Genomic DNA, 14,507 nt, shown 5'->3' on the forward strand with positions numbered 1-14,507 from the left:
GACTCCTGAGAGCCAGCAAATGAAGGAAAATACGGTCTTATCATTGGCCTTTTTAATTGCCGGCCATGTAGTAAATATTGCTGGCTTTTTCGTCACGTCAAGCTGGCTGATGATAAAACAATCAGGGGCTTGCCAAGTTCACCGCTTCGGGCGATGATTACTGTAGATAAACACAGCATAAGGACAGTCAGTATGACCAGCGAACGTTGCGGTTGGGTGACGGCAGATCCGTTATACCTCGAGTATCACGACAAGGAATGGGGGGCGCCGACCACAGATGCGCACGAACTGTTTGAAATGCTGTGCCTGGAAGGGCAACAGGCTGGGCTGTCCTGGATCACCGTGCTTAAAAAACGTGAAAATTACCGACGTGCCTTCCACAATTTCGATCCGCACCGGATAGCCGCCATGGGCGAACAAGAGGTGGAAGCGCTGATGCAAAATAGCGGTATCATCCGCCACCGGGGCAAACTTGAAGCCATCATTGCCAACGCCCGGGCCTATCTGGCGATGGAAGCGGCCGGTGAGGATTTTGTCACCTTTATTTGGGCATTTGTCGATGGCGAACCTCAACTCAATCGCTGGCAAGAACTCGCCCAAGTGCCAGCGAAAACCGAACGTTCAGACGCCTTGTCCAAAGCGCTGAAAAAGCGTGGTTTTAAATTTATTGGTTCCACCACCTGCTATGCCTTTATGCAAGCCAGCGGGCTGGTGAACGATCATCTAACAGGGTGCCTCTGCTACCCAAAGCCGCATTGATCCACCCTTGTCAGCCGTCCGATATTGAACGGTTGATGGCCCTGTGGTTGCCCAGCACTGTCGCAGCCCATCCATTTGTAAAAGAAAGCTACTGGCAGGAAAGCGAAACCCTGGTGCGGGAAAACTACCTGCCGCGAGCACATAGCTGGGCATATTGGCATGCGGGGGAGATCGTCGGATTTATCAGCGTATTGGATCAACGCTTCATTGGTGCGTTATTTGTTGAACAGGCGTTTCACGGGCATGGCGTCGCTCAGGCGCTAATGGCGCACGTACAACAACGTTACCCTCAGCTAAGCCTGGAAGTGTACCAGCAAAATCTGCGGGCCTGCGCGTTCTACCACAAGCAAGGTTTCCAGGTCACGCAACGCCTGTTTAATGAAGAAACTCAGGCCTATACGTTGATCATGAACTGGGCATCCACGCGTTAAACTCTGTCACTTTTGGCTAAAAATGGCGCACTCCGCTCCGAAGTGCGCTCAATTCAGAATCCGCTGCATAGTATTCCCCTGCTTTTTCCCGGATAACTGCCGCAGCCTGTAGCTACTTATAATTTGTCACGTTTCTTTCCGGAACTGCTGGAGAGGATACGCGTCATAGTAGCGCCGCAGCTCGGTATGCCGGGTTGCCAATGGTTTTTTTAGCGTCCCCCAAATTGGACTGACGCACACAGATTCTGATGCCACAAAGGAAAAAACATGAAAAAACGCATTGCGATTATTGCCGGCGCGGTGAGCGTTGCGCTCACGCTGTCTGCCTGTACCACTAACCCGTATACCGGGGAATCTGAAGCCGGCAAATCCGGTATTGGCGCAGGGATCGGCGCGGCCTTGGGCGCAGGCGTAGGCATGCTGTCCTCATCGAAGAAAGATCGCGGCAAAGGCGCGCTGATCGGCGCGGCGGCCGGTGCAGCCCTTGGCGGCGGCGCAGGATATTATATGGACGTGCAGGAAGCCAAACTGCGCGACAAAATGAAAGGCACTGGCGTTAGCGTCACCCGTCAGGGCGACAATATCGTGCTGAACATGCCGAACAATGTCACCTTCGACAGCAGCAGCGCCACCCTCAAACCGGCAGGCACCAACACCCTGACCGGCGTTGCCATGGTTCTGAAGGAATATCCGAAAACGGCAGTTAACGTGATCGGTTATACCGACAGCACCGGCTCCCGTTCACTGAATATGACCTTGTCGCAGCAACGCGCCGACGGCGTTGGCAGTGCGCTGATCACTCAGGGTGTGGCGGCAAACCGTATCCGTACGTCAGGTGCCGGCCCGGATAACCCGATCGCCTCCAACAGCACGGCAGAAGGCAAAGCGCAAAACCGTCGCGTTGAGATCACGCTCAGCCCACTGCAGTAATCTCGTGCGGGGTGTTATGCCCCGCCGCTACTTATCCCCGCATTCCTGACTGTCTCCCATTGAACATTCCCGGCTCCGCATCGGGTGTGTTAGTCTCCTTGGCAATTAACCACAGGGGAGATCGGCTGTGAGCAGTGTTAAGGCAATACGCGCCTCGGGGCGAGCCACCATTAGCGATGTGGCGAAAACCGCCAAGACAGGTAAAACCAGCGTGTCGCGCTATCTGAATGGTGAGCAACACCTGCTTTCTGACGATCTCAAACAGCGTATTGAACAGGCGATCCACCAGCTCGACTATCGGCCCAGCCAGATGGCGCGTAGCCTGAAGGGCGGACAAACCCGGTTGATTGGGCTCATCATCGCCGATATCACCAATCCCTATTCAGTAGACGTCATGCGCGGCATCGAAGCGGCCTGCCGCCAGCACGGTTTTACGCTGTTGGTATGTAACACCAACAATGAGGTCAACCAAGAACAGCACTACCTGCAACTGCTCAGCAGCTATCGGGTAGAAGGCATTGTGGTTAATGCCGTTGGTATGCGCGAAGAGGCACTGTCGACACTGCAACAATCCATGCTGCCTATGGTGCTGATCGACCGCAAAATTCATGATTTCGCCTGTGACGTCGTGGGCCTCAATAACCACGAAGCGGCAACTGTCGCCACGGAACACCTGCTGCAACAGGGATTCGAAGCCATTTTGTTCCTCAGCGAACCGATCGGCACGGTGAATACCCGGCTGGAGCGACTGCACGCTTTTAATCAAACCATGGCGCAACATGCCGGATTATTGGCTGAGCAGGCAGAAACCCCGCTTAACGACGTGAAGCAACTGGAAGACGTACTCAGCAACTTCAATACCCGCCATCGTGGCATGCGCAAAGCGGTGATTTCCGCCAACGGCGCCCTGACGCTTCAGGTGGCACGTGCCATGCGCCGCCTGGGTATCCAATGGGGTAGCGATATTGGCCTGCTGGGTTTTGACGAGCTGGAGTGGGCCGAACTGGCCGGTGTCGGCATCACCACGCTGAAACAACCCACCTATCAAATGGGCCATGCCGCACTTGAACAATTGGTGCAACGTATTCAAGGGCTGGATACCCCCATCAGCGAACAGATGTTCCCCGGCGAACTGATCGTGCGCGGCTCCACCACCCGATAACTCTCTTCTTTCCTGTCAGGGCGCGGTTTGTGGCGCCCTCACTACACTACCCAGATTATTTTTTGCTCATGTTCGTGATTGCGATCATATTTTTACATTCTGTCGCTTTCGAATGGAACCGGTACCATTTAACGTGTAGTTAACAGCAGCGGTGGGAATAACGCCACCTCAGGAGCACAAAAGATGACAAGAGAAATTATCGTGGTGACCGGTGCCTACGGCACCGATACCGTCCGGCAGCTCGGCGGCCAAAGCGCTTTATTGCCCATTATTGCCGATGCCGATGCCGACGGCGTCGAGATCCGCCGTGAACTGTTTTCTGAACAGGAATTGCAAAGCCTGCCAGCGCTGGCCAAGGCCATCGAACAACACCAGCTGTTCGCCGTTTATTCCGCACCTGAAGCCCTGTTTACTCCGCAGCACCAGCTGAATCCTAACTTGCCGGCACTGCTGGCAGAAGCCCAAATACTGAATGCGCGTCAGTTAAAATTATCGTTGGGCCACTACCAGCCGGGCTTCGATTTTACTGAACTGAAAGTGGCGCTGGAACAGCATCCGGTCAGCCTGGTGGTAGAAAATGACCAAACCCCTGACTGCGGCATTTTGTCGCAGCTCAATGCCTTTTTCCACGCTGCGGAAGATAACCGCCTGCCTGTCAGCATGACGTTCGATATGGCCAACTGGCTCTGGGTGGGGCAAGACGCCTTCGCCGCTGCCGAACGCCTGGCGCGCCACGTCAGCTATGTCCACGTTAAGGCTGCAACCCATGGCCAACGCGGTTGGCGAGCCGTCGCGCTGGACGACAGCGATGGGAGTTGGCGCGATCTGCTGACCCGTTTGCCGCTGGATGCACCCCGCGGCATTGAATTCCCGTTGCAAGGCGACAACCTGGAAGAGGTCACCCGCTACTACGTTAACCTTCTGCGTGTGGAGTAAACATCATGACCATGCTAGCAACTGCACATAACGGGCCATTGGATGTCGTCACGTTGGGTGAAGCCATGGCGATGTTCGTGGCAACACAAACCGGGGATCTGGCGGATGTAGAAACCTTCACCAAACGCATTGCAGGGGCCGAGCTGAATGTGGCGATCGGCCTTGCACGCCTGGGGTTGAACGTCGGTTGGGTCAGCCGGGTGGGCAACGATACTTTCGGTCGTTTCTCCCTGCAACAGCTCAAAAAAGAAGGCATTAACGCGCAACAGGTCACGATAGATGGCAATTATCCGACCGGTTTTCAGATCAAATCTAAAACCACGGATGGTACCGATCCCAGTGTGGAGTATTTCCGCAAAGGCTCGGCAGCCAGCCACCTATCAGTCGACGATTTCAACCGCGATTATTTCGGCTCCGCACGCCATCTGCACCTGAGCGGCGTTGCAGCAGCCCTGTCCGGCCAATCGTTGGCGCTGTGTCACCATGCCGCCCGAGAAATGCGCGCCATGGGAAAAACCATTTCATTTGACCCGAATCTGCGCCCGGTGCTGTGGTCCAGCCAGCAGGTGATGATCGAGCAATTGAATAAACTGGCGTTTGCCGCCGACTGGGTGTTGCCGGGGCTGAAAGAAGGACAAATCCTCACGGGCCAATCAACACCAGAAGGCATCGCCGATTTTTACCTGGAGCGTGGTGTACAGGCAGTGATCATCAAAACCGGTCCAGAGGGTGCCTGGTTTAAAACTGCAGCAGGCGATCAGGCGGCGGTCGCCGCAATCAAAGTCAATAACGTGGTGGATACCGTGGGGGCGGGAGACGGTTTTGCCGTCGGCACAATCAGCGCCCTGCTGGAAGGCAAAACGCTGAAACAAGCGGTACAACGCGGCAATAAAATCGGCTCGCTGGCGATCCAGGCCATCGGCGACAGCGAAGGGCTACCGACCCGCGCGGCATTGGCCGAATAAATATACCCGTCATGCTTCAAGCTGCAGGTGAGTGCTCTTGTCCTGCCTGCAACTTGAATGATTTAGGGTAATAACAAACATAACCGGTAAACAGACTTCTCCTTATGACGTGTATCTCTGGCCCTACAACCAGATTGCGTTGGGAGATAACGATACCCAGTGACTTTCATGCTGCAACCCGTTCGCTTACCCCAGACGCTGAATTAAGTCACAGGGATGGGCAAACGCAGTCAGCAGCGCTGCAGCGTGGAAGACGACGGGAATACGACACCACTGAAGGAATCTGAACATGAACAAAGCGACTATCGCGGCTAAACGCTGGTGGTACATCATGCCCATCGTGTTTATCACCTACAGCCTGGCCTATCTCGACCGAGCCAATTTTAGCTTTGCCTCCGCTGCCGGCATCAATGACGATCTGGGTATCACCAAAGGCATGTCGTCATTGCTGGGCGCCTTGTTTTTCCTCGGCTATTTCTTTTTCCAGATCCCTGGCGCAATTTATGCCGAACGCCGTAGCGTTAAAAAACTGATCTTCTGGTGTCTGATCCTGTGGGGGGCTTGTGCCTCCCTGACCGGCATGGTCAGCAATATCCCAATGCTGGCTGCGATCCGCTTTATTCTCGGCGTGGTAGAAGCCGCCGTGATGCCGGCGATGCTGATTTATATCAGTAACTGGTTCACTAAATCAGAACGTTCACGTGCCAATACCTTCCTGATCCTCGGCAACCCAGTGACCGTGCTGTGGATGTCCGTCGTTTCCGGCTACCTGATCCACGCCTACGGCTGGCGTGAAATGTTCATCTTCGAAGGCATTCCTGCGGTTATTTGGGCCTTCTGCTGGTGGGTGTTGGCCAAAGACAAACCAGCGCAGGCCAATTGGCTGAGTGATGACGAAAAGCTGGCCTTGCAGCAACAATTGGCAGAAGAACAAAAAGGCATTAAAGCGGTGCGTAATTACAGCGAAGCCTTCCGCTCACGCAACGTGATCTTGCTGTGCGTTCAATATTTTGCCTGGAGTATCGGCGTATATGGCTTTGTGCTGTGGTTGCCCTCCATCCTGCGCAGTGGCATGCAGATGGGAATGGTGGAGGCCGGTTGGCTATCCGCGGTACCTTATCTGGCAGCGACTATCGCCATGATCCTGGTGTCCTGGGCTTCCGACAAAATGCAAAACCGTAAGCTGTTCGTCTGGCCGCTGCTGTTGATTGGTGCGCTGGCTTTCTTCGGCTCTTACGCCGTCGGTGCCAACCATTTCTGGATCTCTTATACCTTGCTGGTCATTGCCGGTGCGGCCATGTACGCCCCTTACGGGCCGTTCTTCGCTATCATTCCTGAGATGTTGCCGAAAAACGTTGCCGGTGGCGCTATGGCGCTGATCAACAGCATGGGGGCACTGGGTTCTTTCTTCGGTTCCTGGTTCGTCGGTTACCTGAACGGTGCGACCGGCAGCCCGGCGGCCTCCTATATGTTTATGGCCATTGCCCTGTTGGTGGCGGTCGTGCTGACGCTGGTCGTCAAGCCGGCTCGTAACGAGGCCCAACCGCAATTGGCGTAGTCTCGTTATAATTTACTTTCTGTTGAACAAACCCAATGGATTTCAGGCTGCAGCCGGTGTTTAAAGCCAACAACGCTGCAGCCTGAAAGACGGAGGGTACTGCTGGAGTTCGTGATGAAGCCTTCTATCGTGTTGTACAAAAGCATTCCCACCGATCTGCGTGAACGACTGGAACAGCACTTCACTGTGCATGCCTTTGATGGCCTGAACCCGGATAACCGCGATGCACTGCGCCAAGCATTGCAACAAGCGGAAGGGATTATCGGTTCCGGCGGCAAAATTGATGAGGCCTTCCTGCAGCAGGCACCCAAACTGCGTGCGGCCTCAACCATTTCCGTCGGTTACGATAACTTTGACGTTGATGCACTGAACGCCCATCACGTCTTGCTGATGCATACCCCTACCGTACTCACCGAAACCGTCGCCGACACCATCATGAGCTTGGTACTGGCGACAGCACGCCGAGTCGTGGAAGTGGCAGAGCGAGTAAAAGCCGGCGAATGGCAAGGCAGCATCGGTACAGATTGGTTTGGTGTCGACGTACACCATAAAACTATCGGCATCCTTGGTATGGGCCGTATCGGCCTGGCGCTGGCACAACGTGCACACTTCGGTTTTGGTATGCCGGTGCTGTATAACGCGCGCCGCACGCATGAGGAAGCTGAGCAACGCTTTAACGCCCGCCGTTGCGATCTCGATACGCTGTTGGCCGAGTCTGATTTCATCTGTATTACACTGCCGCTGACCGATGAAACCTTTCATATGATCAGCCGTGATCAATTAGCGAAGATGAAAAAAAGCGGCATTCTGATCAATGCTGGCCGTGGCCCCGTCGTGGACGAAGCCGCGCTGATCGAAGCGCTGCAAAATGGCACCATCCACGCCGCCGGGCTGGATGTATTCGAAAAAGAGCCATTGCCGGTGTCATCACCGCTGCTGACGCTGCCAAACGTGGTGGCACTGCCGCATATTGGGTCCGCGACCCATGAAACCCGCTACGGCATGGCCGCCTGCGCCGTGGACAACCTGATAGCCGCATTAACCGGCACGGTAACTGAAAACTGCGTTAACCCGCAGCTGTTGAAAAAATAGTGTTAACGGGCGGGCGTTTTCCCGCCCCTCTCTTTTTCTAATATCCCCCCACCTTCTCCTCCTCGAAAATCTCTCGCTGGGATGAGGCGATTTATTCGTCACTTGTCACACTGGGCATTACCCTACAAAAAAACGCTTCCTGCCACGCGTACGGAGAGCTATGAAAAATTTAACCCTGCCCCTGTTGATGCTGCTGTCACCGCCCGCAATGGCAAGCTGGACGCTGCAAAGCTTCCCGACGTTTGATGAATCCACCAGTGGCTTATTCACCAGCCACGCCACGCTGCCCAAAGGCGAGCTGCCGCTGAAGATTTATCAGGATCAGCAGTGCTGGCAGCCCACCGAGCCGGTGAAACTGAATCAAACCCTGTCGCTTCAGCCTTGCAGCGATAACCCACCGGCCACCTGGCGGTTGTTCCGCGCCGGGGAATACCAGGTGCGTGTCGACACCCGCAGCGGCACTCCGACGCTACAACTCAGTCTAAAAACCGCACCGGAAACCACGACCGCTGCAATCGCGCGTACCTGTCAACGTTGGGACGGCAAACCCGTCACCCTTGACGTAACGGCGACCTTTGCCGAAGGCGAGTCGGTGCGTGATTTCTATTCAGGCCAAACGACAAAGGTCAACCAAGGCAAAATTACCCTGCTGCCCGCCGCCAACAGCGGGGGATTGCTGTTGCTGGAATCTGCCGGCAGCGAGAAGCCTGCACCTTTCAACTGGCACAACGCCACGGTCTATTTCGCCCTCACCGATCGCTTTAACAACGGCAACCCTGCCAATGACCACAGCTACGGCCGTCGCAGTGACGGCATGCAGGAAATCGGCACCTTTCACGGCGGCGATCTGGCTGGCCTGACGCAAAAACTGGATTACCTGCAACAACTCGGCGTCAACGCGCTGTGGATCAGTTCGCCGTTAGAGCAGATCCACGGTTGGGTTGGCGGCGGCACCAAGGGCGACTTCCCGCATTACGCCTATCACGGCTACTATGCGCTGGATTGGACACGACTCGATGCCAACATGGGCAGCGAACAAGACCTGCGTACTCTCGTTGAGCAGGCTCACCAACGGGGTATTCGCATCCTGTTTGATGTGGTGGTGAATCATGTCGGTTATGCCACGTTAGCGGACATGCAAACCTTTCAGTTCGGTTCGCTGTATCTGAAGGGGACAGAGATTGAAAAAACGCTGGGCAAGAATTGGGGGGACTGGCGACCCGGTGCAGGGCAGAACTGGCACAGTTTCAACGATTATATCAACTTCAGCGACAAGGCCGGCTGGAGCCAATGGTGGGGCAAAAATTGGATCCGTACCGATATCGGCGACTATGACTCGCCGGGTTACGACGATCTTACCCTGTCGCTGGCCTTCCTCCCGGACATCAAAACTGAAGCGCCCGGAGCCAGCGGTTTACCGCTGTTTTATCGCCATAAACCGGATACTGCCGCACGCGATATTCCCGGTGCCACCCCCCGCGACTACTTGACCATTTGGCTTAGCCAATGGGTACGTGACTACGGCATCGACGGCTTTCGCGTCGATACGGCCAAGCACGTGGAGAAACCCACGCTGGCGCTGCTGAAACAACGCGCCACGGCAGCGCTGGCTGAGTGGAAAGCCGCCCATCCGCAACAGGCTTTGGATAACAGCCCATTTTGGATGACCGGAGAAGCCTGGGGCCATGGCGTGATAAAAAGCGACTATTACCAGAATGGCTTCGACGCGATGATCAATTTTGATTTCCAGGACCAGGCGTCACAGGCACTGAGCTGTTTCTCCAGCATCGATGACACCTACCAGCAGATGGCGGAAAAGCTGCAAGATTTCAACGTGCTGAGCTATATATCCTCACACGATACGCGATTGTTCTTCGCCAGCGATGCCAAAGGGTCATTGGCGCTGCAGCAACGTGCCGCCGACCTGCTGCTGTTGGCCCCCGGCGCGGTCCAGATTTACTACGGAGATGAAAGTGGCCGCCAACTTGGGCCCACAGGCTCAGATCCGCTGCAGGGCACCCGTTCCGATATGAACTGGAACGAGCTCAAAGGCGACAAAGCCCCGTTACTGACGCACTGGCAACGACTAGGGCAATTCCGCGCCCGCCACCCGGCGATTGGCTCCGGTACACAGCAATCGCAGCACACTTCACGCTACTACGCTTTTAGCCGCCAGCTCAATGGCGATAAGGTCATGGTGGTGTGGGTCGGCGATCGGTCACAATAATTTAGCGTAATATGCTTAATTAAAACCACCAGGTAAAATTTACTCCTGGTGGTTGATTTATGAACTGCATTGCACCAGAAATTGTCTGGCGGTATGGTGGGCGATTACCTGCTAAAAACAATACAGCTGCACCTATGACTTTTTCACTTTTCGGCGACAAATTTACCCGTTATGCGGGCATTACCCGTTTAATGGATGACCTGAACGAAGGCCTGCGCACCCCCGGTGCCATCATGCTCGGCGGCGGCAATCCGGCACAGATTCCAGAGATGGAAAGCTACTTCAAACAGCTGTGCCAGGACATGCTCGATCAAGGCAAACTGACTGAGGCTCTGTGTAACTATGACGGCCCGCAGGGCAAAGACGCTTTACTGAAAGCGCTGGCCAATTTGCTGCACGATGAACTCGGCTGGCAGATCTCACCACAGAATATTGCACTGACAAACGGCAGTCAGAGTGCGTTTTTCTACTTGTTTAACCTGTTTGCCGGGCGTTACGCCGACGGTAGCCGCCGCCGCGTGCTGTTCCCGCTGGCCCCGGAATATATCGGCTATGCCGATGCAGGGTTGGACGAAGGCCTGTTTGTGTCGGCCAAGCCTAATATCGAATTGCTGCCAGAGGGCCAGTTCAAGTATCACGTTGATTTCGAACATCTGAATATTGGCGATGATATCGGCATGATCTGTGTGTCACGCCCCACGAACCCAACCGGTAACGTGATCACCGACGAAGAGCTGATGAAGCTCGACCTGCTGGCGCAACAACGTAATATCCCGCTGGTGATCGATAACGCCTATGGCGTACCCTTCCCAGGCATCATCTTCAGCGACGCAACACCGCTGTGGAACCCCAACATCATCTTATGTATGAGTCTGTCGAAACTCGGCCTGCCGGGTTCACGCTGCGGTATTGTGATCGCTGACGAGAAGGTGATCAGTGCGCTGACCAACATGAACGGTATCATCAGCCTGTCACCGGGCAGCATGGGCCCGGCAATGGCGACAGAAATGATCGAACGTGGTGATTTGCTGCGCTTGTCCAACGAGGTGATCCGTCCGTTCTACAAACAGCGCGTTGAGCACACGATCGAGATCATTCGCCGCTACCTGTCACCAGAACGCTGCCTGATCCACAAACCGGAAGGAGCAATTTTCCTCTGGCTGTGGTTTAAGGACCTACCGATCACCACCGAATTGCTGTATCAACGCCTGAAAAAGCGTGGTGTGCTGATGGTGCCAGGGCACTACTTCTTCCCGGGGTTGGAGCATGAATGGCCACACACCCATCAGTGTATGCGCATGAACTACGTGCCTGACCCAGAGAAGATTGAGCGCGGCGTAGCCATACTGGCGGAAGAGATCGAACGCGCTCACCAAGAGGCGAACTGATCATAGCGATGGGGCACCGTTCAACACGTGCGCCCCATCGTCTTACATCGCCCAGAACAGCACCGCCAGCAACTGCGGTGACATGATACGCAGGAACATCGCTAACGGATAAACCGTGGCATAAGACAACGCAGCAGCGCCGCTGGTCGGGTGCAGGCCGTTGGCGAAGGCCAGCGCCGGTGGATCCGTCATTGAACCTGCCAGCATGCCGGACAGTGTCAGATAATTCATCTTACCCACCCACCGCGCCAACACGCCCACACTGAGCAGTGGGATAGCCGTAATCAGCGCGCCATAACCGATCCACTCCAATCCTTCGCCATTAATCAAGGTATCGACAAAGTTCCCCCCTGACTTCAACCCCACCACCGCCAGAAACAGCACAATGCCCAGTTCGCGCAACGCGAGGTTGGCGCTCGGTGGCATAAACCAATACAGCTTACCGATGCTGCCAATACGCCCGAGGATCAAGGCCGCCACCAACGGCCCACCGGCAAGCCCCAATCGCAATGCCGCCGGGAAACCCGGTACAAACAGTGGAATAGACCCCAGCAGCACACCCAAACCAATGCCAATAAATACCGGCAGCATTTGCACCTGCTGCAGCTTCTGTTGAGCGTTGCCGACAATGGCCGCCACCGCCTCGATGGACTCCGGCCGCCCAACCAGGTTGAGGATATCGCCAAATTGCAGCGTGACATTGCTGCCGGCAACCAATTCCACCCCAGAACGGTTGAGACGTGAAATCACCACGTCGTATTTTTGCTTCAGGTTCAGATCGCGGATTTTGCTGCCCAAGACTTTTTCATTGGTCACCACCGCTCTCACCACCTGCAGCTCCGTACCGCGTGTCGACAGTGAAACGTCTACTTCTTCGCCAATCACCAACCGGGCATTTTCCAAATTTTCACGCTTGCCCACCAGATGCAGGTAGTCGCCCAGCTCCAGCTTCTCGAGCGGTGCCGGTACCATCAGCAGCTCGCCGCGTTTCAGGCGTGAACAGATGATGTCTTCACCGTTCAATAGCGGCACATTTTTGATTGCCATCCCCTGCAGGTTGGGGTTACGCACCGCGACGTTCATGGTATGCAGCAGCTCGCGCTGGTTGCCCAGGCTGCTTTCAAAGATCTGCGCCTCTCGCTCGATATTGATGCGGAAAAACAGGCGTATCAGCCACATCACCAATAAAATGCCGCAAATGCCGAACGGGTACGCCATGGCGTATCCCATCCCCATGCGATCGACCAGTGCAGGATCTGATCCTAAATCGGTAAGAATTTGCTGCCCGGCCCCGAGCGCTGGCGTATTAGTGACCGCGCCGGAGAACACGCCCAGAATGATTGGCAGTGGTACGGCAAACAATTTGTGAACCACCGCCGCCACGCCCCCACCGAGCAACACCAGTAAAATGGCAAAGCCGTTGAGCCGCAGCCCGGATACCCGCAACGAAGAGAAGAAACCAGGGCCGACCTGAATACCAATGGTATAAACAAACAGGATCAGGCCAAACTCCTGAATAAAGTGCAGCATGTCGCCATTAAGATTGAGCTGCCAGCTCTGGGCGAAATGCCCAACGATAATGCCACCGAACAACACCCCACCAATACCCAGCCCAACTCCGTAGACCTTCCAGTTACCCATCCACAGCCCGAGAACGGCCACCAACGCCAACATACTGACGGTCAGGGCGATTTCGCTCATTGGTCACATCCTTGCCAGAAGTTTAACAACCGGTTTTGCGATTAAATACGCACAATTAACAAGGATTTTGGCATAAGCGGGAAGGTACGACTGTGGGGTGCGCCACAGAATGCAACGGGGGAAGTCCGTTTGGACTTCCCCCGTATAATTTTGCCGTTTTTCAGTCGGTTATTTTGATTCCAACCCCGGCGTGGTGCCGATGGCAATACGCTGCGGCTGCAGGGCTTCCGGAACCTGACGCACCAGATCGATATGCAGAAGGCCGTTTTCAAACTGGGCTTCTGACACCTGCAGATGCTCAGCCAACGTGAAGGTCAACGTAAACTCTTTACACACCAGCCCTTGATGCAGATATTCCACCTGTTTTTCTGGTGGCGTCGGTTTGCCCCGCACAGTCAGCCGTGGGCCTTCAACCTCAATATCCAGCTCGCTTTGCTTAAACCCGGCCAACGCCAGAGAAATGCGGTAATGGTTGTCGTCGCTTTTCTCGATATTGTAAGGCGGGAACCCTTGCGGCTCCTGACCGCCCATTGAACTGGCCAGTTTGTCAAAACCAATCCACTGACGCAGCAGTGGGGATAAATCGTAATTACGCATAGTGTAAACTCCTTCTATGAAGCGAGATTATGTTTAATTTGCCCCCTGACGGCAGGCAAGTTAACTAACGTCCCACCGGCGATTCATTCCACCGATGAAATAGGAATTATTTAATTTCGATCCGGCGCGGTTTTAATGTTTCTGGAACAATTCGTTCCATATCTATATACAACAAACCGTTTTCCAGCTTGGCGCCTTTAATTTGGATATGCTCGGCCAACTGGAATTTACGTTCAAAGTTCCGCTCGGCAATACCTTGATATAAGTAGGTTCTTTCCGCCGGTTCATTATTATGAGCGCCGCGAACAATCAGCAGATTATCCTGGCTGGTTATTTCCAGCTCCTGCTCGGCAAACCCGGCTACCGCTATCGCAATGCGGTAATGATTTTCATCTACCAGTTCAACGTTATAAGGAGGATAACCGCCATTACTCTGGCTTTGGCTTGCCTCTAACGTGTTAAACAAACGATCAAAACCAATCGCGGAACGATAGAGTGGGGAAAGATCAAAATTGCGCATAAAACAGCCTCCTAAGACACTTCAGCGAGGTTTAATAATTAAGCCTTCCACACGGGACAGACTAAATAATCGGAATTCCCTTACGGCGAATTCTTAATTGGGTACTGATAAGAAAATGGGGATTGCTTTCAGCATTTCAACTGGCGACGATCAAAAAAATGACAATCAGTTCGGCGAAATTTTTTTTATCCCTTACAATAAACTGAGACTACTGCCACAGAGCGGGTCCTTGCTCCTTTTA

13 protein-coding genes are annotated in these 14,507 nt (G+C 54.5%); 10 read left to right on the forward strand and 3 right to left on the reverse strand.

The annotated features are described in order from the left end of the window. Window positions 1-192 precede the first annotated feature (192 nt). The 10 genes from AC2FCQ_RS13435 (at window position 193) to AC2FCQ_RS13480 (ending at window position 11,448) form a co-directional block, all read left to right on the forward strand. On the forward strand, window positions 193-759 hold the full coding sequence (locus AC2FCQ_RS13435) for a DNA-3-methyladenine glycosylase I (protein WP_209638028.1): 567 nt from the start codon (window positions 193-195) through the stop codon (window positions 757-759). Beyond that, a complete protein-coding gene (locus tag AC2FCQ_RS13440) occupies window positions 756-1,190 on the forward strand; it encodes an N-acetyltransferase (protein WP_209638136.1) in 435 nt (144 codons plus the stop codon). Before AC2FCQ_RS13435 ends, AC2FCQ_RS13440 begins: the two co-directional genes overlap by 4 nt. A gap of 267 nt (window positions 1,191-1,457) precedes the next feature. Further along, window positions 1,458-2,120 (forward strand): OmpA family lipoprotein, encoded by a 663-nt coding sequence (locus tag AC2FCQ_RS13445; protein ID WP_490308395.1) that lies wholly within the window; start codon window positions 1,458-1,460, stop codon window positions 2,118-2,120. Between the two features lie 127 nt (window positions 2,121-2,247). Further along, window positions 2,248-3,282, forward strand: coding sequence for a LacI family DNA-binding transcriptional regulator (locus AC2FCQ_RS13450; RefSeq protein WP_416221894.1), 1,035 nt, complete (start codon window positions 2,248-2,250; stop codon window positions 3,280-3,282). 183 nt (window positions 3,283-3,465) lie between these two features. Then, the gene (locus tag AC2FCQ_RS13455) at window positions 3,466-4,218 is read left to right on the forward strand and encodes a sugar phosphate isomerase/epimerase family protein (protein WP_490308396.1); all 753 of its coding nucleotides are present in this window, start codon (window positions 3,466-3,468) and stop codon (window positions 4,216-4,218) included. A gap of 5 nt (window positions 4,219-4,223) precedes the next feature. Beyond that, complete coding sequence (locus tag AC2FCQ_RS13460) at window positions 4,224-5,183, forward strand: sugar kinase (protein WP_490308397.1); 960 nt, start codon at window positions 4,224-4,226, stop codon at window positions 5,181-5,183. A 289-nt stretch (window positions 5,184-5,472) separates the two neighbouring features. Further along, entirely contained in the window at window positions 5,473-6,741 is a 1,269-nt protein-coding gene (locus AC2FCQ_RS13465) for an MFS transporter (protein WP_209638036.1), read from the forward strand. Window positions 6,742-6,855: 114 nt separating this feature from the next. Further along, window positions 6,856-7,833, forward strand: coding sequence for a glyoxylate/hydroxypyruvate reductase GhrB (gene ghrB / locus AC2FCQ_RS13470; protein WP_209638038.1), 978 nt, complete (start codon window positions 6,856-6,858; stop codon window positions 7,831-7,833). 160 nt (window positions 7,834-7,993) lie between these two features. Beyond that, window positions 7,994-10,060, forward strand: a complete 2,067-nt coding sequence (locus AC2FCQ_RS13475; RefSeq protein ID WP_490308398.1) for an alpha-amylase — start codon at window positions 7,994-7,996, stop codon at window positions 10,058-10,060. Between the two features lie 134 nt (window positions 10,061-10,194). Further along, complete coding sequence (locus tag AC2FCQ_RS13480) at window positions 10,195-11,448, forward strand: valine--pyruvate transaminase (protein WP_209638041.1); 1,254 nt, start codon at window positions 10,195-10,197, stop codon at window positions 11,446-11,448. 42 nt (window positions 11,449-11,490) lie between these two features. On the opposite strand, the gene AC2FCQ_RS13485 is transcribed toward AC2FCQ_RS13480, so the two are convergent. The 3 genes from AC2FCQ_RS13485 to ibpA all read right to left on the reverse strand — a co-directional run bounded on the left by AC2FCQ_RS13485 (window position 11,491) and on the right by ibpA (window position 14,266). Continuing rightward, on the reverse strand, window positions 11,491-13,149 hold the full coding sequence (locus tag AC2FCQ_RS13485) for a putative transporter (protein WP_209638043.1): 1,659 nt from the start codon (window positions 13,147-13,149) through the stop codon (window positions 11,491-11,493). A gap of 168 nt (window positions 13,150-13,317) precedes the next feature. Next, window positions 13,318-13,746, reverse strand: a complete 429-nt coding sequence (ibpB, locus tag AC2FCQ_RS13490) for a small heat shock chaperone IbpB (protein ID WP_037421171.1) — start codon at window positions 13,744-13,746, stop codon at window positions 13,318-13,320. Between the two features lie 106 nt (window positions 13,747-13,852). Next, complete coding sequence (gene ibpA / locus AC2FCQ_RS13495; RefSeq protein ID WP_209638045.1) at window positions 13,853-14,266, reverse strand: small heat shock chaperone IbpA; 414 nt, start codon at window positions 14,264-14,266, stop codon at window positions 13,853-13,855. Window positions 14,267-14,507: the final 241 nt, after the last annotated feature.

This window comes from Serratia sp. CoH_134_PS_4, assembly GCF_058190535.1.